Below are 25475 nucleotides of genomic sequence, written 5' to 3'. Positions count from 1 at the left end.
CCAAACAGGAGGCTGGGGCTCTGTTTCCAGCCTCCTTTAACATTTTCCGAAGCCCTTCGTATTCCATTGATTTCGTCTTTGTCTACTCTGCTTCGGTTAACTCCAGCCAGAATGTGGCACCCTGCCCAGGGCGGGAGGTGAAGCCAACTGAACCATGCATTTTGAGCATCAACTCACGGGTAATGGCCAGGCCGAGTCCGGTTCCAGCTTTTGAGCACCGGCCATCGGTTTCGGCCTGTGCGAATTTTTCAAACACTGATGGCTCGAATTCTGGCGGAATCCCTTTGCCAAAGTCCTGTACCTTGATTCGTACCTTGTGGTTTTCTGTTTCGGTATAGACAAGCACGTCAGAATGCTCTGGTGAAAACTTGATGGCGTTGGAAAGCAGATTGTTCAGGGCCTGCATCAATCGTCGTTTATCGGCGGTCACTTTAACATCGGCAAGCTGTCGGATCTCCACGGTCACTTGATGATCCGAAGCATAGTTTCCGATATTCTCGACACACTCACGCACCAGGTCAGAGACTTGAAGGGCTTTCATCTCGAGTGTCATTTTGCCGGCAATGAGCTTTTCAATATCGAGAAGATCATTAACCAGGTGAGTGAGCTGTTCGCTGTTTCTGTGGGCAATCCGGGTCAGCCGAAGGGCGCTGTCAGGAAGCGTTCCTGCAGCCTGGTTGGCCAATAATCCAAGGGCCCCGGAGATGGATGTCAGTGGCGTGCGCAGCTCATGGCTTACCGTGGAAATGAACTGGTTCTTGAGCCGTTCTGCTTTGTTCTGCTCTGACATATCCTCAACAATCAGCCAGACAACCGGTTTTCCGTCTGTGGTGATGAGGTTCAGACCATGCAGCATGATCGGCTTGAGCGCACCAGTGTTGTCTTTAACATAGCCCTGTCGGCCGTTAAGTCTCTCTGATCTGGCCAGCGTCTCTGTCAGACCCTCACAATCATCGGTGCTGAGGTTCCCATATTCATCGAACGTTTTGTTGAAAAAAGCCAGTGAACGAGGATGTTCACCAAGGATACTTTTCAGGCTTGGGTTGGCTCGCAATAGCTGATTGCTTGACGCATCGAACAGTGCAATGCCGACCGGGGCAAGTTCGAACAGGCCCGAAAACCATTGTTGCATTTGCCGATCTTTGAGCAGCAGACGGGTCAGCCAGAAGGTTGCAGCGGTCACCAGTAACACCAGTAATGCGAGTATCCCGCGCAACAGCAAGGGCTGCGGTGGCTGATCTGGCCATCCGGCCTTGGGTTGTGCGAATAAATGCCAGCTGGTGCCGTGCATGTCCAGCGCATTATAAACTGGCCATTTCCAGCTAGCCTCCTGGGTACCGAAAAAGATGCTTTCTGAGTTGGATGGGTCAGAGGACGTCGATAGCACTAGCTGTGCCTCCTGCATGATGATGCCCAGGTTGACCGCTTCATAGAGGCTTTGAAGGTCCAGGATGACGGACACCACGCCCCAGAACTCACCGGAATCGGAGCTAAAAATCGGAATTCGGGCTGCCAGTCCCTGGCCTCCTTGCACCAGATTAATGGGGCCACTGAACACCGCGCGTTCCGTTTCCATAAGCATGAGAACCTGTTCGGCCGGGAGGCTTTGCGTCCTCAAGTCCAGGCCAATGGCGGCTTCATTGCCCTCCAGGGGGTATATGTTGTTAATGACAAAATCAGGCGCCAGGCCGATGTTTCTTAATTCAGTGGCCAGCCGAAAAATAACGGCGGCCAGTTCCTGAAAACGAGCCTCGCCCAGTTCTGGTTCCACCGAGACACTTGCTGCCAAGCCCCACACCGTTGTTATGTTCTGCAGAATCCTGCCTTGCAGATCCAGCGCCAGGTCATCGATCTTTGCCTGCCATTCCTGCCGAACCTCGGTTCTGATGCGTTCCGTGCTGACCCTGTCCACGGTGATGGCAACCGACACCATGAGTATCAGAACCATGCAGCGGGCAATCCGTATGAGCGATCGAAACATCTGATCGTTGCCCCTTTTCACTCGGACGCCTCAGGCTTCGACGGCTGCGCCAGCGGCAGTTCAAGCCAGAAGGTTGCGCCTTTTCCTTCTGTCGACTCGAAATCAACGCTGCCACCCATCTGAGCCATGATCTCTCGGGTAATCGCCAGCCCCAGCCCCGTCCCCTGCTTGCCCCTTGTGCTTGAACTGTCGGCCTGGGCAAATTTCTGGAAAATGCGCGCGCGGAAGCTGTCGGGAATGCCGATACCGTGGTCTGTGACCGAAATCCTGACGTGATCGGGGAATAGTTTGGTGGAGACCCTTACGCTGGCACCTTGCTCTGAAAACTTGGCGGCATTGGAGAGCAGGTTGCTCAGTGCCTGGCTAAGGCGTTGCGGATCGAACCAGGCGGTTACACCCGGATGATCCTGTTGGTGGACAACCTGTATTCGCCGGTGTTCCAGGTAAGGCGCCAGGCGCTCGATTGATTCCTCGATAACAGGGGCGACAGGCTGATTGGTTGGGTGCATGGGCATGCGACCAGACACCAGTTTTTCAATGTCGAGCAAATCATTGATCAGGTGTTTGAGTTGCTCTGTATTTCTGAGGGCGATGGACACCATCTGTTGAGATTTCTCGGGCAAATGGCCCAGAGAACCGGCGATTGAAGTCAGCGGTGTGCGAAGCTCGTGACTGACCGTGGAAATGAACTGGCTCTTCATTTCCTCGATTTTGTGGCGCTCATCAATATCTACAATGTATCCGTGCCATAGCACACTGCCATCGGGCAGTTGCTCGGGCCGCGCAGTGCCTTCTACCCAGTGCCAGCTATCGTCTTGCCAGCGAACACGATACTTCTGTATCCACGGGGTCAAGTTATCGGCCGATATCTTTATGGAATCGGCGACAACCGCCAGATCATCCGGGTGAATACGTTCGAAGGCAGGCGAGGCATCTATGGCAGCCTGTTCTGCGGTGATCTGATAAATGGCTCGAATGCCATTGCTGGTATAGGGGAAGCTGCTATGGCCGTCGGGCCATCGACGGAACTGATACAGCATGCCCGGCGCGTTAGCCACCAGTTTGTCCAGTACTTCTATGTGCTTTTGCCGCTGAATGATATCGGTAATCCAGCGACCAAGAAGGTTGACGAATGTTTTTTCAGTCTCCGTAAATCCAGGGCGTCGGGGTAGTGGTGAAGAAAAATTCAGCGTGCCGAACAGCTCGTCGTCAATCCATACCGGCGCCGCCAGGTAACTCTCCAGTTTGAATTGCTGATAACAGGGATGATCACAGAAACGGGATCGCGCCATGTGGTCAATGGCAAGAACCCTGCCCTGGGCCGCCAGGAGTGAGCAGTAGGTCTGTTCCAGTGGGAATGTGATGCCGTTCTCCAGAGACGTCGGATGCCGCTCATAGTGCCAAAGGATCGTATACACACCGCCGGTGATATTGCTGACAATGGCGGTTTCCAACTTGAGAAACTGACTGGCAATCGCCAAAGCGCGCTCGATACGCTCAGAGACGCTACCACGGGAATCCAGAGAAATGTCATTCAGGATATTCAGTGCCTGGGTTCTCTCTGCGTAGTAGGTGCCAAGCTCCTGATACTGAAATTCCCGTTCGACCAGATCAGCAAAATCGCGCAGGGTCTTTTGATCGTCGCTGGAAAAGGTTCTCGGCTTCCTGTCGATCAGGCACAAGGTGCCTAAACGAAAACCATTCCGGTCACTCAGCGGTGCACCGGCATAGAAACGGATGCTCGGCTCGCCAGTGACCAGGGGGTTGTCTGCAAATCGCTCGTCCTGCAATGCATTCTCAACCACGAAGGTATCGGCGCCGAGAATTGCATGGCCACAGAAGGAAATGTCACGGGCCGTCTCGCGAACGCCGAGGCCATAGCAGGATTTGAACCACTGGCGCTCCCTGTCAATCAGGGAGACCAGGCATATAGGTACATCAAAGGTTTTGGCTGCGAGCCTGGTAATTCGGTCGAATCGTTCTTCCGGCGGTGTATCCAGCAGCTGAGCTGCTTCCAGGGCCGACAGCCGTAAGGTTTCATTTTGGGGCCGGTCCGGCGTTCTCATAAATGTTTCTCGCGCTGGTGATCGGCTTCAGGAAGCTCCAGCCAGAAGTGGGCGCCATTTGAGTAATCGTAGCCCACCTCACCGGACATCAAATGGGCAAGTTCCCGGCATATGGCAAGCCCTAATCCGGTGCCGGCTTTGGCCCGGTTAGAGCCCGCTTCTGCCTGGACAAATCGTTGGAACAGTTGAGGTAAGAAATGCTCGGGAACCCCGTCTCCCTGGTCTGAAACCGTGATGCGCACAACCCCGGAGGTTGTGGAGCTGGCTTTAACAGTAACTACGCCACCGCTTGGCGAGTGTTTTACGGCGTTGCTGATAAAATTATCAAGGACCTGGCGCAGCCGGGCCGGATCCGCAAACACGCTGAGGCTGTTATCGCTTTCGGCAACAATTCTCACGGAGTAATGCCTGGCCATCGGCTGGTTCCCGGTACACGCAGCCTCAATGGCTTCAGTAAGGTCGATGTCACGGATCTGGACGCTGAGTTTGCCGGCCACGGCTTTTTCAAAGTCCAGAAGGTCGGTAATCAGTGATTGCAGCTGCTGGCCGTTGCGCAAAGCCAGCTCAACCATGGCTGAGGCTTTCGGCGGCAACTCGCCGGCGGAGTTGGATTGCAGTAGCTTAAGAGCGCCATTGATAGATGTCAGCGGCGTGCGCAGTTCATGACTGACGTTCGACACAAACTGGTTTTTCAGAAGGTCCAGCGCTTCTCGCTCTTCCATCAGGGTGTTGAACGCTTTCGCCAGATTTCGGGTTTCTGCGGGCCCCTTGGTCGTCAACCTTTGAGTAGAAGAGCTGTCTGTTGTCATCCTTTTGATCTTTTGGGACATGCTGCCCAGTTGGCGCGTCGCAGCTTTGGCCACAACGTAGGTCATAAGCAGCAGCGGAAGTGTGGTGATTAAACTGATCCATAAAAACCCGCGAAACGATGCTCGGGCAGGTTGAATAGCTTGCTCATAAGGTGCTGCACTGAGAAATATCCAGCCAAGCCGCGCTAGATGTTGGGAGCTGTATACCCAGCGTTGCCCGGAAAAATCTGTGACCACACCGAAGGAGATGCCGGACAAGGCAGCGTCGATCAATGGATCCTCACCCGGATCTGGAAGGAAAGGTGCCGGTTGACCCTTTTTCAGGGCATCCACCTGGACGAAGTTTCCGGTGTCCAGCACCATGAGCATAGTGCCATTATCAGTCTTAATCTCTTCAGGAAGAATTCCTGACTCTGCCAGGTTGATGGTGCCACCGGCCAGTCCAAGTAAGACGCCATCATCACTTTTAACCGGGGCGAGAAACGACAACAGGGGTAAGCCGGTTGCGCGTCCAATGATTGGTCGGCTGACAATCGGCGTGCGGGATTGCATGGCCCGTTTGAAATGGGGGCGATCAGCGTAGGAAGTTCCGAGCCGATTGGGAACAAACAGGTTCTCGGCGATGGCGACGCCCCGGTCATCAAATATCAGCAGATCGCCGCCAAACAGACTTTCCAGGGCGGGTTGGCGGCCCAGCAACATTTCGAGTTGCGGTAGGGGTAAAAGATTGTTGCCGTCAGTCAGCACGCTGGCAAACGCTCCCAATGCATTCAGGCGTATGGTCAGTTCCTCGTTTACCCGACTGGCGGCCGCCGATGTCTGCAGCGCCTGGCGCTCTTTAAGTACCTGCTCAAAATCATGAAGCAGTCTGTCGTAGGCAATAAACAGAATCAGAGCTACGCTGATAACGATGCTTGAGCTCGCAATCAGCACAATGCGAGCGTTGAGGCTTAAAGTTCGCAAGAAAGGCCCTTATACGAATGGCTGTTAAAGATAAAACATGCTTTGATGAGAATAGTGCATTAGATGTTGTGAATAAAATAGTGAGGAATGCCTTTTGACCAATACAGCCGTTGATCAGTTACAGAAGCGCCTTAGGCTTCTGCAGGAACGGTTTTTTGAGCGCGCCCGGGGCGACATCGAAACGCTGTCAGGATTTGCGAGCTTGATTGATCAGCAACAGCTGCCGCAGTCTGAGCTGGACAAGTGTTATCAGTTGTTGCACCGGATGGCGGGTTCTTCGGGGACATTCGGTTTTCCGGAACTCGGACAGGCGGCCAGGGCGATAGAAAAGCAGATGAAGTCGTGCCGTGAGTCGGCGGCCGACAGCGGTGCAAGTGCGCATGACGTGGTGTCGGTTTCTGTAGAACTTGCCGATGAACTTCGACATCTTGCCAGGCTACTGGAAAAGGCTCCTGAAATGACCTCTGCCGCGGGTGCTCAGGCAGGGGCTCCAGCCGCAGCGGATTCATACGACGGGGCCCATGGCATGCAGGTCAATGTCATGGCCCTCGGGCATAGCATTGATTATCTGGCTGACCTGGTTAAATCGTTAGCCGTCTACGGTTTTTTCTGTGAATCGGGCTCTATTGATCGCCCGAGCGACGTTGCTGCCCGCCTTACAGAGCTCAACAACGCTTCGATCCTGCTGTGTGTGGATTCAGAGCTTGGCGACGTCATGGACTTTCGTGAGCAATACCTACCGAAAGCCGAGCATCGCAGATTCCCGGTGGTATGTGTTGGCCACGAGGACTCGTTCGAGACTTTGTATCGGGTCGCAGAACAGGGGGCAACTGCTTATTTCTGTGAGCCGCTGGACATGCTGGAACTGGCAGAACGGATCGAATCCCTGGCGCTGGAGCGCGGGTCCCGCCCCCAGGGCCGGGTGTTGATCGTTGACGATGATCAGGAGCTGGGAGAGCACTATTGCCTGGTGCTCAAGCAGGCTGGCATCATTGCCCGCCGGGTTTCTGACCCTGCAGACTTGATGTCGGAACTGTCGGCGTTTGAGCCAGACCTTGTTCTGATGGATGTTCAGTTACGGGATTACTCAGGCGTTACGCTTGCCAGGCTGATACGTTACGAGCCGCGCTGGTTGGGTTTGCCAATTGTGTATCTGTCATCGGAAGACAATCCTGAAAACCAGCTGGATGCGCTGTCTAAAGGCGCCGATGAGTTTCTGGTGAAGCCGGTCACCGATGATTACCTTGTTCGGTCGGTGCGGATTCGTTGTTACCGCGCCCGCCAGTTATCGGACCTGATGAACCGTGACAGCCTCACCGGGTTGCTCAAACATTCGCTGATCAAACAGGAAGTCGACCGAGAGCTGGCCCGCTGTCGCCGCGCCGGTCACACTTCGTGTGTGGTCATGCTGGATCTGGACCACTTCAAGCGGGTAAACGATACCTGGGGGCATGGTCAGGGCGATATTGTTATTCGTACCCTGGCCAATTTACTGCGCAACCGGCTGCGCGAGTCTGATGTAATCGGGCGTTATGGTGGGGAAGAGTTTCTGTTGATTCTGCCCGATTGTGAGCCGGCGGTGGCGGTGAAACTCATCGAAGCCATTGGTAAGAGTTTTGCCGAACTCGTGTTCTGGGCAGGGGATGACAGTTTTCAGGTTACCCTGAGTGCCGGCGTCGCGTTAATTAACGATTTTCCTGTTTCCGATCAAGCCATCGAGGCCGCTGATCAGGCACTTTACCAACGAAAACGGGGTGGGCGTAATGGTGTAAGTCTCTACCATCCGTCTCTACGCGGTATAAAAGTTTGAGAGGTGCCGGTTGAACGCATTGATATTGGAAGACGACGAGCTGGTGGGTGAGCTGCTTGAAACGGTCGTGGCGGGCATTCATCAAGGGGCTAACGTTAGTCTTGCGCGATCTTTGAGCGAGGCCCAACAACTGTTAGACAGTGATGGCCGTTACCAGTTGTATCTTATTGACTGGCAGCTGCCAGACGGTTCCGGGCTCGATCTGGTCAAGCGAGTGCGCGCTGGTGATCGTGACGTACCTATTGTGATGGTTTCCGGGCGTTCTGATCGGGAATCGGTACTCAGGGCAGCCCACCATGGTATCAGCGGATACATTACCAAGCCCCTGGATGTACAGCTGTTGCACGAACGTCTGACCAAGCTGGTCCCTGCCGTCGAGCCTGGTCACGGCTCCGCAGATGAGTATTTGAAGGCATCCTTGAATTCGGTGGTTCAATTGCCGACGGACATCGATCCTGCGGATGTACTGGAGCTGATCGGCAGGCAGCAAGAATTGTCACCGGCTCAGCTGGCGGAGCGCTGGCGTGAGGAAGCGGCGCTGACGGCCCGCCTGCTGGACGTGGCTAATAGCAGTTCATTTCGGCGCACGGGCAAGCCGGTTGAATCCCTCCGGGATGCCATCAGCAATATGGGCGTGGCCATGGCGTTGAATCAAGCCCTGGCGCTGGCACTGGATGTGGCCGGTAAGATAGACAATCCGGACCTGCAGGCTCAGGCCAGAGCTTTCCACGACATGGCATTGCAGGTGTCGCGTGAGGCTCAAAAACTTGCGATGAGGCTGGGGAAGTCGCCCTCTTCATTTCAACAGGCGGGGCTCCTGAGCCGCTTGGGAGAGATGGCAGTTCTGAAAGTGCTGAATCAGTTCACGGCAGAAGGAGGCTCGCTGAACGGTTCAGAGGTAGAGCAGTGCATTGGCCAGTGGGCTCAGGATTACGGCAATCGCCTGAAAGTACACTGGAAGCTGCCGCTGAGTCTGAGAGATATGATTGGCGCGGTGCATTTTTTGCCCAAAGACAGTACCCGTGAAGATCGCCTGGTGATGCGGGCCGCCGCATTGATTGCAGGGGGGCAGTCAGACAGTGATGACTGTCAGCGACTTTTGCGGCGTATTGGTCTGGAACTGAAACCATCCACCGAGGAGTCGCAGTATGGCGTCCGTTCCTGAGGCATCGCTGAATAAAGTTCTGTATGTGGAAGACGATCCGGATGTACGGGCCATTGCAGAGCTCGCATTGCAGGATGTGGGTGGATTTAACGCAGCACTTTGCAGTTCTGGCCAACAAGCCTTGGAAGTGGCTCCTGAGTTCGAGCCGGATCTGATTCTTCTGGACGTGATGATGCCCGAAATGGATGGTCCTGAGACCATGCGCAGATTAAGGGCTTTGGACGCGACACGATCCACACCGGTGATTTTCATGACTGCCCGTATTCAGAGCGCTGAAATTGAAGAATACCTGGCATTGGGGGCCATCGGTGTTATTCCCAAACCCTTTGACCCGATGACGCTCGCGGATGATATTCATCGAATAGTGAAAGAAAATACGCAAGGGGCATGATTAAGCGCAGGCCGTGACGAGTGCGTGATTGGCCAATTTGCGTTAGGCTGGCGCGCCTGAATGAGTAGCTGCTTAGTTGAGGTGTTATGTCTTCTTCTGAATCCCCTGACGAAATCAAAGCACGGCTGAACCTGGAAACCTCCCGCATTCACTGGCACGAGCTGCAAACCTATTACGCCCGCGGCCAGGTGGTGCGGGTAGCACCGGAGCTGGATCTGTTGAACGTGGCGGCCGAACTGACCGCCGACAACAAGGCGCAGTTCGAGCACTGGATGTCGGGCGGCCAGGTAGGGGAGGTCGCGCCCGATCTCGCCCGCGCCTGGTACGATCGCAATGCCGAACTCTGGGCCGTGGTGATTGCCCCCTGGGTGCTGGTTCAGGACCGTTCTGGCCAGGGCCTGCATTGACCCAGTCCTGTTGCCGGCTCACGAAGCCGGTTTCCTATATTGTCTAACCTGCCCGTGAGGGGTTTATGCTGACCGGTGCGTTGCTTGTTCTGGCGCCTTTGTTCCTGGGCTTTGCCATAGCGCTCTCTAACCGCCGTCTGATGACGGTAATACACTATACCGTGGAAGCCCTGGTCTATTTCATTCTGGCTCTGCTGGGTCTTGGTCTTGGTCAAATGGATGGCCTGCTGGACCAGTTAGGCACCATGGCTGCTCAGGTGGCGGGGTTGGTCATGGTGCTGCTGGTGGCCAACATGGTGGGCCTATGGTTGTTCCACCGCTGGCAGCCTATGTCCACGGGAGAAGAGGCGGGGCAGGAGAAGCCGAGTTACCGCCGGTTGTTCCTCGCCGGTTTGAAACCGTTACTGGCGGTTGTCGCTGGGGCCCTGGCCGGCTACTTCCTGTTACCGCAACTGCCGCTGGTTGACGATGTGGCTACCTGGGCGCTTATGCTGTTGCTGTTCTTTATCGGGCTGCAGTTGCGTAACGCCGGGTTGTCGCTCCGCAAATTGCTGATGAACCGACAGGGCCTGGGCATTGCGCTGGCGCTGGCGTTGAGTTCCCTGCTGGCGGGCCTTTTGCTGATTCCGTGGCTGGGTGTGCCGTGGCACCAGTCCCTGGCTCTGGCCTCCGGGTTTGGCTGGTATTCGTTGTCTGGCATCGTGATCGGCGATGCCCTGGGGCCCGCCTGGGGTGGCGTGGCCTTCCTGAACGATGTGCTGCGGGAAATCATCGCCCTTGCCATCATTCCGCTGGTTATTGGTGCGCGCCCGGCCATGGCCATCGGCTACGGTGGTGCAACCGCCATGGATTTCACCCTTCCCGTTATTCGAAGCAGCGGCGGCCTTGCCTGTGTACCGGTGGCGATTGCCTCCGGCTTTTTACTGTCGTTTCTGTCGCCGGTGTTAATGGGGATCTTTCTGGCTTTGGGTTGAGCGGCAAGAATCTGATGACATTCAGAATCTGAAATTGACCCGGTGCAATGCTTTGGTCAGATTTACCGCTATAGTGGCTACGTATTAGTATCCGAATAATCGATGCCGCTCCGGAGCCTGAATGAACCGCCGCCAATTCCTGCAACTGTCCGTTGCCGCCCTTTCGGCTCTGGGGCTGGCCGGTTGTTCAAAATCCGCACCGTTGCGTACTGGCATTCATCCCTGGATTGGTTACGAACCCCTGTACCTGGCGGAGGAGTTTGGCTGGCTGCCGGATTCCGTTCGGCTGGTCAAACATTCGGCAGCCAGCGACTCCATGGCGGGCCTGCTGGCCGGCGAGCTGGATGCCGCTGCCTTGACCCTGGATGAGGCGTTACGGGTCTATGCGGAGGGCGTACCCCTGCGTGTGGTAACGGTTACCAACGTGTCTGTTGGTGCCGATGTCCTGATGGTCAAACCCTCCATCACCAGTCTTGCCGGGCTCCGGGGCCGGCCCATCGCCGTCGAACTGGGTGGCGTCTCGGGGATTATGCTGTTCTCTATTCTGGAGCGGGCCGGCTTGAGCACCGATCAGGTTTCGTTGGTTGATCTGCCGGTGAATCGCCATTTGTCCGCCTGGCAAAATGGCGATATTGAAGCGTCGGTATGCTACGAGCCGACCGCCTCGGTGCTGGAGCAGGCCGGAGGTACCCGGTTATTCGACAGCAGTCAGGTGCCCGATACCATCTTTGATACCCTGATAGTTACTGAGGCAGCCGCCCGCCGAAAACCCGGTGCGGTGCGTGATCTGGTGTACGGCTACTTCCGGGGCCAGCATCACCTGGTGCGCAGCATGCATGATGCAGTGTATCGAGTGGCCACCCGTCAGGGAATAACGCCGGATTCGGTGCGCCGGTCCCTGGCCACGGTGATGCTTCCGGAGCTTGCAGCCAACCAACGATACCTGGCGCATCATGGCCGGATTGAGGTGGTCGCGAAACGACTGTCCGGCATTCTGGTCCGCGAGGGGTTGATGGCCAGCCATCCTGTTTACGAACGCCTTTGCGACCCGTCATTCCTGCCCCGGAGTTTGTCATGAACCGGCGGTGTTCCCGCACGCTTATTCTGGTGCTAGGCCTGCTGGCCGGGCTCTGGGCACCGTTAGCCGTGGCCAAGGGGGCGGTCACTCTGGGGATTCTGTCTTACCGGCCAGAACCGGTGATCCAGGAACGTTATAGCCTGCTGGCAGAGTATTTGAGCCAGGAAACCGGATTGGAGGTACGGCTGTGGGTATTCAACCAGGATGACATGAACCGGGCGCTGGCCTCGAATCGGGTGGATTTCTTTTTGACCAACCCCAGCCACTTCCTGATGATTCGCAGCGAGCGCAGCCTGACCGGGGTGCTGGCCACCCTGCAACGGGAGTGGCAAGGCCGTTCCACTGGCAGTATTGGTGGCCTTATCCTTACCCGCGCCGAACGCAGTGACATCGATCGCCTGGCAGACCTCAGAGGCAAAAGCATAGCTACCCCGGGTATTCATTACCTCGGTGGCTTTCAGGCAGCGGCGCTGGAGCTGAGGGATGCGGGTGTGGACATTCTCCGCCACAACCGGATGGTGCATCTGGGTAATCACGACCGAGTCATTCGAGCGGTATTGACCGGCGATACCGATGTCGGGTTTGTCCGAACCGGTATATACGAAGAACTCATCCGGGAAAATCCGGCGTTGGCAAACAAGCTGAAAATGATTCATGTGCAGACACTGACCGGCTTTCCGTTTTCGGTGTCTACCCGGCTATATCCTGAGTGGCCGCTGGTCTCTCTACCTCATGTGGATAGTCGGATTGTGCGTAGGGTGGCGTCTGCGCTGTTTGCTCTGGAACCTGGTCATCCTGCCGCACGGGCGGCAGGCCTGGCGGGATTCTCGCCTCCAGCCGACTACGAGTCAGTTGAGGATGTGGCCCGAACCCTGAAAGTGGCGCCCTATGACCAGGTGCCGCGAGTCACCTGGGTGGATGTGCTGAACCAGTATCGGATCTGGGTGCTGACGGTTGCGGTACTCTTTGTAATGCTCGTGGTCACCAGCCTCTGGCTAAGCCGCAAGAAGCGCCAACTGGCTACCGAGGAACGGCGCCAGCGTGAGCTCATTGGCAGCTGGCCCCAGCCGATGCTGATGATCCGTAACGGGGAACTGATCAATTGCAACCGTGCCGCCGTGGATCTGGTGGGTTACACCTCCGAGGCATCGCTTTTAGGTAAGGGCTTGCCCACTTTCTCGCCCCATGCGCAGCCGGACGGTACACCTTCCCTGCAAAAAGCGGATGCACTGATCAGGCGGGTAACGACCGGAGAAGTGGCACAGTCCGAGTGGCTGTTCGTGCATTCGGACGGTTCCGATGTCTGGGTGGATATGACCCTGGCGCCGGTCTATGAGCACGATCAGGAGAGCCCTTCCATTCTCTGTTCCTGGTACGACATTACCCGCCGTAAGTATGCAGAGGAGCGCCAGCGACTGGCCCTGCGAGTGTTTGAGAATGCCCGTGAAGCTATTTTTATCACCGATGCCCACGGTGTTGTCATGGACATCAATGAAGCCTACTCACTGATTACCGGGCGGGACCACAAGGTGGCGGTGGGCAGCCTGCCACCCATGCCCATGGACGAAGGCAGTGCCATCCTGATTGCGGCGCGTAAGCACGGCGTCTGGACCGGCGAATTCTCCAGCCGGCATCGGGATGGTCACGCCATCGTGCTCAGCCTCACCCTGAGCAGCGTGTTCGATGAGCAGGGGCAGCTCAGTCATTTCGTCGGGGTGTTCAGTGATGTCACCCAGCTTAAGGAAACCGAGAAACAGCTGCGCACCATGGCGCACTATGATTCACTGACCGGCTTGCCGAATCGGGTGCTGTTCTCGGACCGTCTGCAGCAATCCATGGCCCAGGCCCGCCGGCAGAACTATCAGTTGGCGGTGATTTACATCGATCTGGATCATTTCAAACCCATCAACGATGCCTTCGGGCACCACGCAGGGGATGGTTTGTTGGTGGAAGTTGCCCGCCGCATGCGTTCAACCCTGCGCGAGGAAGACACCCTGGCCCGGCTGGGAGGTGATGAATTTGCCGCCATCGTGGTGAACGTCGCCGACCAGCAAACCCTGGAGGCGTTGTTGGCGCGCTTATTAACCAAGATTGGCGACCCGGTGTGGGTAGCTGACCACAGTGTTGAGGTGTCTGCCAGCCTGGGTTATACCCTGTACCCGAAAAACGCGGAGCTGGATGGCGACCAGCTGTTACGCCAGGCAGACCAGGCCATGTATCGCGCCAAACGGGAGGGCAAAAACCGCTACTGCAGGTTTTCCGACTCCGGCAGCTGATGCTGGGCGCCATTGAGCAAATGGGTGGCCGGTTGCCATTTCAGGGCCTTGCTCCACTGGTCATTGAGCCGCCGTACAGAACTCAGGGTATCCAGAGCCTGGTCCCCCAGGGCGGTGCTGAAATCCCGCCGTACCATCATCTGCAACATCGCGTTTTTCAACCGGTGGTAAGTGCCCTCTGCCTCGGCAAGCAACGCCTCAGCCGGGCCTTCTGATGCGACCAGCTCCCGGATGGTATCCAGATAGTGCTCCAGTGTCTCAGCTTGCTCGGCAAACTCTGTCCGGTGGCTTAGCTGCCGCAGCTGCAATAGCCGGGTGGTCAGATCAGTGGCTTCGGCCAGGTAGCGGCAGGTGCGGATGCTGATGGTCAGGGCATCCACCACCGACGGGTGCATTTTTTCCGCCCTCAACCGGCCGATATAGTCAGTGATCGCCTGGTTCAGGTTGCGGATGGCATCGGCTTTCGGCCGGATATCGGCTTCGGTCAGGCTCTCCCGATCAAGACACACCCTCAGCAGGCCCCGGCTATGGCCGATCAGTCGTTTCATTTCCTGGTCCACCGCCCCGATCGCCAGTTCTGGCGTGGTGATCAGGGTATCGTCCAGATAACGGGGCACGGCGTTATCTTCCTCCTTGCTCCGGAACATCCGGCCCAGAAACCGGGCAAAGGGTTTGGTAAACGGCAGCATAATGGCCGCCCCCAGCACATTGAACAGGGTGTGGAACAGCGCCAGAGACACAGCGGGGTTGGCTTCCAGGTTCAGCCAGTCGGTCAGCATCGCCACGGTCCACAGCATCACCGGCAGGATTATCAGGGCGATGGCGCCGGTAAACACGTTGAACAGGATATGGCCAATCGCCAGCCGGCGGGCATTGGCGGTGGCTTTGAGGGCCGACAGGGCAGCCGTAGAAGTGGAGCCCAGGTTGGCGCCGATCACCGCTGCTGCCGCATTGTCCAGACTGATCAATCCACCGGCTGCAGCGGTCAGAACAATGGCCAGGGCGGCGCTGGAGGATTGCGTCAGAACCGTGGCCAGAAACCCGATGACCAGAAACGTAAACAGGCCGTAATCCGGGCTGATAATACCGCCGTCGGTAAAGCCTCCGGCCAGGGATTCCAGTGCGGTCTTGAGAATCGACAGGCCGAGGAAAAACAGCGCAAAGCCCGCCAGCGCCTCCCCCAGGAACTGGTTCCGCTGATTGCGGCTGATCATCTTGAAGCCGACACCGGCGGCCAGCAGCGGCAGCGCCAGGGCTTCGATCTTGAACCCGAACCCCACCAGGCTGACCAGCCAGGCGGTCATGGTGGTGCCTATGTTGGAACCGAAAATGACCCCGAGAGACTGAGCCAGGGTCAGCAGGCCCGCGTTGACAAAGCCAATGGTGGCAACGGTAACCGCCCCGGAATGCTGCACAATACCGGTGATGGCGAAGCCGGCCATCAGGCCCCGCAGGGGTGTCCTGGTCCAGGTACCTAACAGGTGTCGTAACTGGTGGCCAGCGGCGTTCTTCAGGCCGGTGGTCATCATTTCCATGGCCAGCATGAACAGCGCCAAGCCACCGAGAATCTGGAACACGGATGAGATCATGGTTCGGTTGTCGTTGTGGTTTGCGGATTAGTGGCGAGTGTAGCAGAGGTTGGCCGGCGCGATGCCTCAGGCCAGGAATTTGCGCACATCCAGTTTGTAGTCTTCCGGGTCCACCGCCCGGACAATCCGGTCCTGATTGCCGGCGCGGGATAGATCGATGGTTTCCACTGTAATCGGTAGTCGAAACCGGGTGTGGTACATCACCCTTACCACGGGCAGGCGCTGATCCTGATCGTTGGTTTCCACCACCACCCCCAGCCGTCCACTCTCAAGCAGCACCAGCGAGCCCACCGGGTACAGGCCGATGCAGCGGATAAACTGTTTCACCAGTTCCGGGTCCAGATGGTCACCACTCCATTCGAGCAGTTTTTTCAGCCCCTGGGACGGCGTCATACCCTTGTGATACACCCGGTCGGAAGTGATGGCGTCGTAAACATCGGTGATCGCTACCATACGCCCGTATTCGGTGATTTCTTCGCCCTTGAGACCCTCCGGGTAACCACTGCCATCCAGTTTCTCATGGTGCTGAGCAGCGGTAATCACGGCGATTTCGCCGATGCCTTCGGTGCTGGCAAGAATGTCCCTGGAGTGCCGGGCGTGCAGTTTCATCACCTCAAATTCTTCCGCCGTCAGGCGGCCGGGTTTATGCAGGATGTCATCGGGGGTGAGGATCTTGCCCAGATCGTGGAGCAGGGCGCCCACCACGGTTTGATGCAGTACGTCTGCCGGCAGGTTACGGTAGTTGCCGAACAGCGACATCAGCACACTGAGGTTAACGGAGTGTTCCAACAGGTAGTTGTCTTTCTCGCGGATGCGGCCAAGGCAACTCAGGGCGTTGGCGTTTCTCAGAACGGAGTTTTGCAGTTCGTCGGCCAGTTGGTGAATGGGCGCGATATCAATGGCGGCACCCATTTTGACGTTGTTCATGAAACTGCCTACCAGGCCTTGGGCCTGGCTGTGAATCCGCTGGGCGATGACAATCTCTTCAGTCAGGGCAACCTTGTGCTGGATGCCCGGGCGCTGTTCACCTGCCTTCTGCAGGGCCTGTTCATTGCGCCGGTCCACTTCCTGGGCGGTCTCAGCGTCCTGGGAGTCCAGCCCTTTCTCAACGTCGATATAGACGTATTGGACCCCCATCCTGCGGATTTTCTCGATGGTCTCTTCCCGCTTGATCACCCCTTTCTTGCGTTGGGTGTTATGGGGAATCCAGTCGTTATTCAGGTCGGAAATGTACATGCCGACCTTCAACGCAGCGATGGGAATGCGTTTGATCATGGTTGTGGGAAGAACGTCCTCAGGCTGTTCTGGTAGGTCTGGGTTAAGACCTGGTCGAGGGGGAGATCCTTCACCTCGGCGATTTTCTCGGCAACAAACGGCAGATAGAACGGGGCATTTTCCCGGCCACGGTAGGGTACCGGCGTCAGGAAGGGTGCGTCGGTTTCCAGCAGAATCTGCTCGATCGGGGCCATGCGTACGATATCCCGAACGTTTTCCGCCTTGTTGAAGCTGGTGATGCCGTTAAAGCCCAGGCACCAGCCCTGATCCAGCGCATAACGGGCCAGCCCGGGGCCGGAGGTAAAGCTGTGAATCACGCCCCGGCGGGTCAGGGTCTGCTCAAACTCCTGCAGGATGGCAATGGTGTCGTCGTCTGCGTCGCGGCTGTGAATCACAACGGGGCGATCGTTGTCGCAGGCAATCTGCAGCTGGCGACGGAATACCTCCCGTTGCACGCCCCGGTCGGCATTGTCGTAGTAGTAATCCAGACCGATCTCGCCAATGGCGACGATTTTGTCGTCCCGGGCGTGTTCGCGGATTTCCGCCTCCACTTCATCGGAATAGCTTTCCGCTTCGTGGGGGTGAATGCCCTGGGTGCCGTACACCCAGGGCTCAAGCTGGCTTAGTTCACGCACAGCAGCCAGGTTGTCCGGCGACACGGCAATGGTGATCACCCTTTCGATGTTCACCTTGCGGCTCTGTTCCAGGGTCTCGGCCAGCGGCCGATCCTTGAGGTAATCCAGATGGCAGTGGGTCTCGATGATCGGGTGATCAAATACGGGAATCTCACGACGTTTCTTACTCATGCCTGGGGTCTATGCTCCATCACAGCCGTCGCTTGGCTGCTATTCTGAGAATTGAATCACGTCAGTTTATCACCTTGGGTGATTGTTGCATTGCATCGTGCTGATAGGGAGTTTCCTTGATGGAGTATACGGCGTTCGCACGAACATGGTTTCTGGACCCGAAAAAACCGGCGCTGGGTCGATACCCCAGTCTGCTGGATGACGATGAAAAACTGCCGGCACTGGAGGCGAGCCTGGAAGATATCGGCGAGTACCAGCGCCGGCTTTGGGCCAATGGTCGGAAAGCCCTGTTGCTGGTGATACACGGCCCGGATACCAGTGGCAAAGACAGCCTGATTCGTACACTTGCTACCTATGCCGATCCCGCTGGCTTTCATGCCTGGTCGTTCAGCCGGCCCACAGCAACAGAATCCGCCCATGATTTCCTTTGGCGTGTCACCCCTTTGTTGCCGGCCTACGGGCAGATGGTCGCCTTCAACCGAAGCCACCACGAAGCGGTGATTGCGGAACGGGTTTGGCCTGTGCGGGCTGAGGAAACCTACGACTGGCAAGCCCGGTACCGGGCGATTCGGGATTTCGAGCAGCACCTGGTCAGTGAGGGTACCTTTGTGGTGAAGGTCTGGCTGAACCTGTCCGAAGACGAACACAAGCGAAGGTTGCTAAAGCGCCTGGACAAGCCTCGTAAACGGTGGAAGTTTGACCGCTCCGATATCGAGGGCTGGAAACTGCGAGACAAATACCAGGCGTATGCGGAGGAAGCGCTGGCAGCCACCCATTCCAATGAGGCTCCCTGGTTTATTGTGCCCGGAGATCGCAAATCCGAGGCCAGGGCCGTTGTCGCAGCCCTGGTGGCCGAAGTTTTGAAGCAGCTGGCACCGGATTATCCGGAGGAGCATCCGGATGTACTGGAAGAGTATCGGACCCTGCTGGCTGAGAATGGCGTGGAGTAACGGAGGCGAGTTATGCATATCGTGGTTGTAGGCGGTGGTGTGGTCGGCGTTACCACGGCTCGTGAGCTGCTGCGCCGTGGCCACCAGGTAACGGTGCTGGAGCGCCATCCGCTGGCCGGTAACGAGACCAGCAAAGGCAACGCGGCCCAGCGATCCTATGGTGTGGTCTATCCCTGGGCAGACCCCTCGATGGTGTTCAAGGCCTTGCCCTGGATTCTGCAGAAATCCGGCCCATTGAAACTGAAAGTGCCGCCGTCACTGGATGCCATGCGGTTCATGTTCGCCACACTTCGTTATGCCTGGTCGCCGGGTCTGTTCGGATTGAACAAACGGGCCATGTTGCGCCTGGGCATGCACAGTCGGGAGCGCTTCCTGGCCCTTGAGCAGGAACACGATCTGGCCTTCGACGGCCAGCATCGGGGGCTGCTGCACCTGGCCAGCAAGCCGGAGGCCATGGATGACTATCGGGCTATTCACGAACTGCTGAATGACATGGGTATTGCCTCCCGGCTATTGACGCCTGTACAGGTCAGGGAAACGGAACCGGGCATGACCGGTGATGGCCCCCTGTACGGTGCCATCAGCTACGACACGGATGGCACGGGCGACTGCCATCTGTTTTCCCGCTCACTGGCAAGGGTGTGTGAGCAACTGGGCGCAAACTTTCGATACGACGTGAAAGTGGAGCGGCTGGTTGCCGACGAAACTCGGGTAAACGCGGTGCAACTGACCAACGCGGACGGCCGGCTGGAAACTCTGGAGGCAGACGCCTTTGTAGTCTGCGCTGGTTGCTGGTCACCGCAACTGGTACAACCACTGGGGCTGCGTTTGCCAATCTATCCGATCAAGGGTTACAGCATCACCGTACCCCTGCGTGATGCGGCCAAGGGGCCGGTCAGTACGATTCACGATGACAACTTCAAGGTGGTGTCTACCCGCCTGGGTGACCGGTTGCGTGCAACCGGATTTGTCGAGCTGGCGGACTTCAACCGGGACATTCCGCAAGCGAGGATTGATACCATCAAACGGTCCGTTGAATCCCGTTTTCCGGGGTGTGCGGACCTGGCGGCGGCAGAGACGTGGACCGGGTTCCGCCCGATGACGCCGGATGGCCCAGCCATCATCGGCAAAGGCCCCAGGGACAACCTGTTCCTGAATACCGGCCACGGCACGTTCGGCTGGACCCTGTCTGCCGGCAGTGCAGACGTGATTGCGCAGGTAATCGATGGTGAAGAGCCGGCAGTGGTACTGGACCCCTTCCGGCCCGGACGCTTTTCGGAATAGCGTCAGAGTTTGCGCTCGATATTGCCGCACAGGGTGTGAACGAAGCCGATATCCCGGTCAGACAGCAGCGGCAGTTTTTCGAACACCCACTGGGACAGCTTTTCGTCCGCCGGAGCGTCCAGTTCTGGCAACAGGCCCTCCAGCCGCGAGCGCAGTGCCGCCAGTCCTGATGTGCTGGCCGCAGTTTCCGACTGTTCACTGGTTTTTTGCAGCCCGGACAGCTCCCAGGCGTAAAGCATCACCGCCTGGGCCAGGTTCAGGGAGGGATACGTCACCGCCATCGGGAAGCCGGTCAGCAGATCGCACAGGGCCAGCTCCTCGTTGGCCAGGCCCCGGTCTTCCCGCCCGAATACCAGGGCAGCCGTGGCTGCTGTGTCCCCCTTGTTAGAGATCACCGTGCGAAGTGCGGCGGGCTCGTGCCAGTCCTGCCGGTTATGCCGGGGCTTGGCCGAGGTGCCCATCAGCAGATCCGCGGAGTTTCTTACCGCGGCCAGATCAGGGAAAATGCGCGCATTGTCGAGAATGTGATCACTGCCATGCGCCAGCCAGTGGGCTTCCGGCCGGGTATGCAGGTCGGAATTGACCAGCCACAGCTCGGAAAAACCCATGGTACACAGGGCCCGGGCAGCCGCGCCGACGTTCTCCGGAACTTTTGGTTCAACCAGTACAAAGGCCAGTTTCATGACGTTACCTCCGGCGGCGAGTGTACACCAGTCGCCCGTGACTTTTTACAACCGCTGGCAGGCCGTGAACGACTGGCTTGCCCGGCATCAACCCCTCTGGCGTCCGATTCCTTTCATGGAGCCCGCGCCGGCGTGGATCCGGGATTATCCGGAACTGGCGGGCTGGCTGGAAGCGCTGGATGACCATGCCTGTGAGTATCTGGAAGAGAATCTGGCGGAGCTCTCGCAGAACGTCGCCCGTTTCGTCCCGGACCTCGCCGGTTACCCTGACCTGATAGCGGTGCCGGCCCTTGCCACCACCGAAGAAAGCCGGGCGGCGGCGCTGGCCGAAGTGGCTGCGGTGGATATGCCGGGGCGCAAGCGCGAGCAAGCGGGCGCCTTTTCAGCATCGGTGCGGCCACTGACTGGGCCGGTACTGGACTGGTGTTGCGGCAAGGGCCATCTGGCCCGCACTCTGGTTGGGCAAGGGGCGCCTTCGGTGCTGGGGTTTGAATGGAATCCGGAACTGGTGGCGGATGGCAATCGCCTCGCGCAGCATTACCAGGATCCTGTCACCCTGCGCCATCAGGATGTCATGGCTGAAACCCTGACCTGGCCCGGCAAGGTTCATGGTGTTGCCTTGCATGCCTGCGGAGACCTGCACCGCCAACTGATTCGCCGAGGCAGCGCGGAACAGACGTCGCGCCTGAGCTTTTCACCCTGCTGTTATCATCTGACGGATCATGAAAACTACCGGTTGATGTCTGATCAGGCATCGCAATACACCGGTGCGGTCACTATTGACCGGAATGGCCTGCGACTGGCCGTTCAGGAGACTGTTACGGCGCCGGCCAGGGTGCGCGAGCAAACCTGGCAAATCAGTATCTGGCGCCTGGGCTTTGATGCTCTTCAGCGGCACCTTCGCAGCGTTGATAGCTACCTTCCAGTACCATCCCATCCCGGGCGTTTGAATGCGGGTGATTTCAGAACCTTCTGTGCCTGGGCGGCCGATAAAAAGCGCCTGGAGCTGCCGGAAAATCTGGACTGGCAGCACTGGCTGGCGGAAGGGGGGCGCCGGTTCCAGAAGGTACGCCGGCACGAACTGCTGCGGCACCTGTTCCGGCGGCCGCTGGAGCTCTGGCTGGTGTTCGATTATGCGGTGTTTCTTGAGGAGCAGGGCTATCGGGTGCGGCTGGGGGCCTTCTGTGAGCGCTCACTGACTCCGCGCAACCTGTTGCTGGATGCGGTCAGGGTATCGGACTGATGTTTTTCTGAGGAGCGTTGGCCCGGAAACAAACAAGGCGCCAGAGGGCGCCTTGTTTGCTCATTACCTTATGTGTTGGTCTTAGCGACTAACCTGAATGCGTGCTTCAACACGGCGGTTCTGGGCACGGCCAGCGGCCGTGTCGTTGCTGGCAATCGGCTCGGCTTCGCCATAACCCATGGCGCTTACGCGATCCGGGTCAACGCCCAGAACAGTGGTCAGCCGGTTAGCAACGGCCTCGGCACGACGCTGGGACAGGAAGCGGTTGTACTCGGCGTCACCAATGCTGTCGGAGTGACCCGCGATTTCCACGGTGGTTTCCGGGTACTCGGCCATGAAGTCCGCCACGCGACGGATTTCGTTATCGAACGTGGCATCAATCACGGAGCTGTTCGTGGGGAACTGAACCCGCAGCTCAATGGTTTCCACGGTTTCAGTCACACCTTCGCAGCCGCGCTCGTCAACGGTGGCACCGGCAGCGGTATTCGGGCATTCGTCGCGGTAATCCGGCACGCCGTCACCGTCGCTGTCCACCGGGCAGCCCCGGCTGTCTACCTGAACACCGGCTGGCGTGTTCGGGCACTGATCGCGGTTATCGGGCACACCATCACCGTCTGAATCTGCAGGAGCCGGTGCTGGCGCGGGTTCAGGGGCAGGAGCGGGCTTCGAGGAAGCAACAGTGCGGGTGAAGGCCCAGCTCAGGCCAAGTGAGGCCATGGTGTCAAAGGTGCTTTCGTCAATACCGTGGAACTCGCGGAGATCACCACGGATGGAAATGCCGTTGCTGACGTTGTAGCGGAAGCCCACGCCAACATTGACCCGGGTTTCTTCGTGATCGGTGCCTGCAGTGGTGTAAGAAATGGTATCACCCACACCAAATTCTGCATGGCCGGCACCCAGTGATACATACGGGTTCCAGGCCGCATCCGGCCCCGCGAAATAGTAGGTGCCGTCAATTCTCAGTTCCTGAAAGTCAGATTCTCCCGGCACGTATTTGCGATCGGCGTTAGCCCGGGAATACACAGCTTCAACAGACCAGCGCGGCAGGAAGCGGTACTCAACACCGACACCAAAGGTGCCGGTTTCGCTCAGATCCCGTTTGTCATCAAACAGTTGGAAGCCGGCGAACGGGTTCAGGTAAATGGTTTCCTGGCGGTCGGCCAGAGCGGGAGTGGCAAGGGATGCTGTAAGGGCGGCCAGAGCGACCGGGCGCATGATCTTCATGCAGAACCTCCTGTTTAGTTGTTATTTCCTGCAGTTCTCTCAGGAATGAAAACTCCGAAAAACACCTGTATTACTCGGAATTTAGGCCAGTAAGCCAAAAAAAACAAAAAAATGACAGTAGTTGGTACGTCGGGAATTGTACGCAGTTCACTGACAGCGTCGTTTTAATCTGATGTCGCCGTGAAATACAGATGAGCGCTCTTCTTGCTGAAGTTCAGCGTATCGCCATTGGCAAAACGCACTTCAAACGAGCTTTCATCCTCTGACGTCACGTCGCCAGCGCCAAAGATGGCGTGGACAACACGCGCATGGTGCCAAACCGGTTCCGTGGTATCAGCCTGAGGCGCAGTCTGGCCCTCAATGACAACCCCCTCCCGGTCTGCATAACGCAGGCTGACCGGTGTCAGCGGGACGCTCAGGCTCAGTGACCCTGCTCCTGTTGGATAGTTCCCCTCCAGTGCGGCACCCAGTTCCCTGGACAGCTCAAAGCACAACTCGGCCACAAACCGGCTGGGACCCTGGTCGCCCTCAAGGTGGGGTTGTTGACTGGCTGGCCGGGTGATCAGATGCAGGGCCTGTCGGGTTCGTGTCATGGCCACGTAGAGCAGGCGCCGTTCGCTTTCCAACAGTGCCCTGGCATCGTCCTGGGGCCTTGGGCTGTAGGGCAGGTATTTCTCCTGCAGGCCAGGAATAATCACCACTGGCCACTCAAGCCCCTTGGTGCGATGGATGGTGGACAGCAGCACCCCGTGATCTTGCTTCTCTCCAGCTTGCTGTTTCAATGCCTTGAGATGATCCAGTGCGTCCTCAGCCGTCAGATCCAGTCCTTTCAGGTAATCCCGGAAGCCCTGTACCGTATCAATGCGCTCCTCGGCACTGTCGTGGGTCAGCGCCAGGCTGCGAATGCCCTCGTAGAGCTCCATGTGCTCCGCATACACACTGATCAGCCCGGCCACCGGCCCCTTGTATCGCTCAAGCTGCGCCAGCACCTCCCCCAGCTTGCGCAGTTTGCGGCCTGCCATCGGGGCCAGGGCGTCAAAATCCATCGCCAGCAGCCGCTCATGCCAGGCCCCGTCAAACGCTGCCAGGAACTGCGCGAGGTTCTCCAGCTCCGGCTCCTTCAGGCCCACATGGGGAAACCGGAGCAGCAGCCGTGCCAGATCCAGCCGGTCGGAATCCGGCAGCAACTTCAGCCGGCCGGTCACCACCATCAGCAGGGCGGTGATGGCCTGCACCTCGCGACTGAACAGTGCTCCCTTGCCTGCGTCAATCCGATAAGGTATCTGCCGGGCCAGCAACTTCAGCTCAATCGGCACACTCTGGCTCCACACCCGGAACAGAATCGCCGTCTGGCTGTTCTGCTCCGGCGCTTGCTGCTGCAGAATACGCAGCACCTGATCACCGTCGTTCTCCGGCCGATGCAGGTCCACGGTGGTCGCCGGTGTGGACGGATGCGAATGACACATCACATCCTTACGCCCGGTGTTGTGACAGATCAGATGATTGGCCAGCAACGCTACCCGGTGGCCATAACGAAAGGTGAAACTCAGGGTCTGCTCCAGCGGGCTCTCAAACTCATCGCTGAACCGGCGCAAAATAAACTCCGGCTTGGCCCCGCGAAACTCGTAAATGGTCTGGTCCGGATCTCCCACCACCGTCACCCGCGCCCGGTCACCGGCCACGTAGCGTAACAACAGGTGCTGAATTTCATTGGTATCCTGGTACTCATCCACCAGGATCAGATCCATCTTGTTGCCGACCAAGCGCTGCAACGGCGGGTTCTGATGAATCGCCATCACCGGCTCATACAACATATCCGCATAACTGATCCGCCCCTGGCCTTTACGCCACTGCTCGAAACCGTGGAACACATCGATCAGATACCGGTGCTTATCGGAATACCCCAACTCCTCGAACACCACCTCGGCCGGCGACAACCCGGTCTTCACCCGATCAATGAACCCGGTGGCCGTCTCCACAAACTCCTTCTTGTTGCGCCGAATCTCATCCGCCAAATCCTCCGGCGCCAGCCGCCGGGTCAACAACCACGCCTGAAACGCGATCTCCTGCTCGGTCAGAATCTTCTCCGAAAACCCGGGCAGATACCCCTCCCGGACAAACCGCTTGTACAGCCGCAGCCCCATGGCGTGATACGTCCGAATCTCCGGCAACGCCAGCTCGGACCGATCACACACCTCCTGCAGCTTCCGCTCAAAATCCACCCGGGCACTGCGATTGAACATCAACACCAGCATCCGGTCCGGATCATGCCCTTGCTCCAGCAGAAACCGAATCCGCCAGGCCAGCGTCGACGTCTTGCCACTGCCCGCCACGGCAGTGATCACCGCATGCTCATAGCCGGCCGTAATAATCGCCCGCTGCTCATCGGTGAGAAACTCGGGCAGGTGAGAGGTATCCGGGATTTGGGGTTTGGTAGGCATGCGGGCTATTGTACTGGCCAACTGGTAGCGGGAATAGCGCTCCCGCATAATTGACGAGTC

At 57.8% G+C, this 25475-nt stretch carries 19 protein-coding genes; 10 read left to right on the top strand and 9 right to left on the bottom strand.

What is annotated here, in order from left to right; genetic code table 11:
- Nucleotides 1-82: 82 nt before the first annotated feature.
- From J122_RS02020 to J122_RS02010, 3 genes are read right to left on the bottom strand one after another with little or no spacing between them, the layout of a single operon-like run.
- Nucleotides 83-1948 (bottom strand): ATP-binding protein, encoded by a 1866-nt coding sequence (locus J122_RS02020; protein ID WP_227510045.1) that lies wholly within the window; start codon nucleotides 1946-1948, stop codon nucleotides 83-85.
- Nucleotides 1949-1998: 50 nt separating this feature from the next.
- Nucleotides 1999-4047 (bottom strand): GAF domain-containing protein, encoded by a 2049-nt coding sequence (locus J122_RS02015; protein WP_061330913.1) that lies wholly within the window; start codon nucleotides 4045-4047, stop codon nucleotides 1999-2001.
- Nucleotides 4044-5819, bottom strand: coding sequence for an ATP-binding protein (locus J122_RS02010; RefSeq protein ID WP_061330912.1), 1776 nt, complete (start codon nucleotides 5817-5819; stop codon nucleotides 4044-4046). Before J122_RS02010 ends, J122_RS02015 begins: the two co-directional genes overlap by 4 nt.
- Nucleotides 5820-5913: 94 nt before the next feature.
- Here J122_RS02010 and J122_RS02005 point away from each other — a divergent pair, with 94 nt between their 5' ends.
- From J122_RS02005 to J122_RS01975, 7 genes are all read left to right on the top strand, one after another.
- Nucleotides 5914-7629, top strand: coding sequence for a diguanylate cyclase (locus tag J122_RS02005; protein ID WP_061330911.1), 1716 nt, complete (start codon nucleotides 5914-5916; stop codon nucleotides 7627-7629).
- Between the two features lie 10 nt (nucleotides 7630-7639).
- Entirely contained in the window at nucleotides 7640-8794 is a 1155-nt protein-coding gene (locus tag J122_RS02000) for a response regulator (RefSeq protein ID WP_061330910.1), read from the top strand.
- The gene (locus J122_RS01995; RefSeq protein ID WP_061330909.1) at nucleotides 8778-9185 is read left to right on the top strand and encodes a response regulator; all 408 of its coding nucleotides are present in this window, start codon (nucleotides 8778-8780) and stop codon (nucleotides 9183-9185) included. Before J122_RS02000 ends, J122_RS01995 begins: the two co-directional genes overlap by 17 nt.
- Before the next feature lie 86 nt (nucleotides 9186-9271).
- The gene (locus J122_RS01990; RefSeq protein WP_061330908.1) at nucleotides 9272-9592 is read left to right on the top strand and encodes a DUF2288 domain-containing protein; all 321 of its coding nucleotides are present in this window, start codon (nucleotides 9272-9274) and stop codon (nucleotides 9590-9592) included.
- 65 nt (nucleotides 9593-9657) lie between these two features.
- Complete coding sequence (locus J122_RS01985) at nucleotides 9658-10566, top strand: lysine exporter LysO family protein (protein ID WP_061330907.1); 909 nt, start codon at nucleotides 9658-9660, stop codon at nucleotides 10564-10566.
- Between the two features lie 121 nt (nucleotides 10567-10687).
- The gene (locus tag J122_RS01980) at nucleotides 10688-11644 is read left to right on the top strand and encodes an ABC transporter substrate-binding protein (protein ID WP_061330906.1); all 957 of its coding nucleotides are present in this window, start codon (nucleotides 10688-10690) and stop codon (nucleotides 11642-11644) included.
- Entirely contained in the window at nucleotides 11641-13920 is a 2280-nt protein-coding gene (locus J122_RS01975) for a diguanylate cyclase domain-containing protein (RefSeq protein ID WP_061330905.1), read from the top strand. The genes J122_RS01980 and J122_RS01975 overlap by 4 nt, the downstream gene beginning before the upstream one ends.
- On the opposite strand, the gene J122_RS01970 is transcribed toward J122_RS01975, so the two are convergent.
- The 3 genes from J122_RS01970 to J122_RS01960 form a co-directional block, all read right to left on the bottom strand.
- A complete protein-coding gene (locus J122_RS01970; protein ID WP_061330904.1) occupies nucleotides 13890-15509 on the bottom strand; it encodes a Na/Pi cotransporter family protein in 1620 nt (539 codons plus the stop codon). The two genes, J122_RS01975 and J122_RS01970, sit on opposite strands and share 31 nt — an antisense overlap.
- Nucleotides 15510-15575: 66 nt before the next feature.
- Nucleotides 15576-16784, bottom strand: coding sequence for an HD-GYP domain-containing protein (locus tag J122_RS01965; RefSeq protein ID WP_061330903.1), 1209 nt, complete (start codon nucleotides 16782-16784; stop codon nucleotides 15576-15578).
- Nucleotides 16781-17590 (bottom strand): TatD family hydrolase, encoded by an 810-nt coding sequence (locus J122_RS01960; protein WP_061330902.1) that lies wholly within the window; start codon nucleotides 17588-17590, stop codon nucleotides 16781-16783. Before J122_RS01960 ends, J122_RS01965 begins: the two co-directional genes overlap by 4 nt.
- 119 nt (nucleotides 17591-17709) lie before the next feature.
- Between J122_RS01960 and J122_RS01955 the strand changes: the two genes are divergently transcribed.
- A complete protein-coding gene (locus J122_RS01955; RefSeq protein ID WP_061330901.1) occupies nucleotides 17710-18540 on the top strand; it encodes a polyphosphate kinase 2 family protein in 831 nt (276 codons plus the stop codon).
- A 12-nt stretch (nucleotides 18541-18552) separates the two neighbouring features.
- On the top strand, nucleotides 18553-19824 hold the full coding sequence (locus J122_RS01950; RefSeq protein ID WP_061330900.1) for a D-amino acid dehydrogenase: 1272 nt from the start codon (nucleotides 18553-18555) through the stop codon (nucleotides 19822-19824).
- Between the two features lie 2 nt (nucleotides 19825-19826).
- On the opposite strand, the gene J122_RS01945 is transcribed toward J122_RS01950, so the two are convergent.
- Nucleotides 19827-20507 carry a tRNA/rRNA methyltransferase gene (locus J122_RS01945; RefSeq protein ID WP_058091586.1) on the bottom strand — a complete coding sequence of 227 codons (681 nt, stop codon included), beginning with the start codon at nucleotides 20505-20507 and terminating at the stop codon, nucleotides 19827-19829.
- Between J122_RS01945 and J122_RS01940 the strand changes: the two genes are divergently transcribed.
- On the top strand, nucleotides 20506-21750 hold the full coding sequence (locus J122_RS01940) for a methyltransferase (RefSeq protein ID WP_061330899.1): 1245 nt from the start codon (nucleotides 20506-20508) through the stop codon (nucleotides 21748-21750). The genes J122_RS01945 and J122_RS01940 overlap by 2 nt on opposite strands.
- Nucleotides 21751-21831: 81 nt before the next feature.
- Here J122_RS01940 and J122_RS01935 read toward each other — a convergent pair whose 3' ends face one another.
- Together J122_RS01935 and J122_RS01930 are read right to left on the bottom strand one after the other, a co-directional pair.
- Entirely contained in the window at nucleotides 21832-22974 is a 1143-nt protein-coding gene (locus J122_RS01935; protein WP_061330898.1) for an OmpA family protein, read from the bottom strand.
- 164 nt (nucleotides 22975-23138) lie between these two features.
- The gene (locus J122_RS01930) at nucleotides 23139-25463 is read right to left on the bottom strand and encodes an ATP-dependent helicase (RefSeq protein WP_061330897.1); all 2325 of its coding nucleotides are present in this window, start codon (nucleotides 25461-25463) and stop codon (nucleotides 23139-23141) included.
- Nucleotides 25464-25475 lie beyond the last annotated feature (12 nt).

This window comes from Marinobacter excellens LAMA 842 (assembly GCF_001574445.1).
Lineage (GTDB): Bacteria > Pseudomonadota > Gammaproteobacteria > Pseudomonadales > Oleiphilaceae > Marinobacter > Marinobacter shengliensis.
Note: the sequence above shows the minus strand (reverse complement) of the source record. Positions and strands in the feature narration are given on the sequence as shown.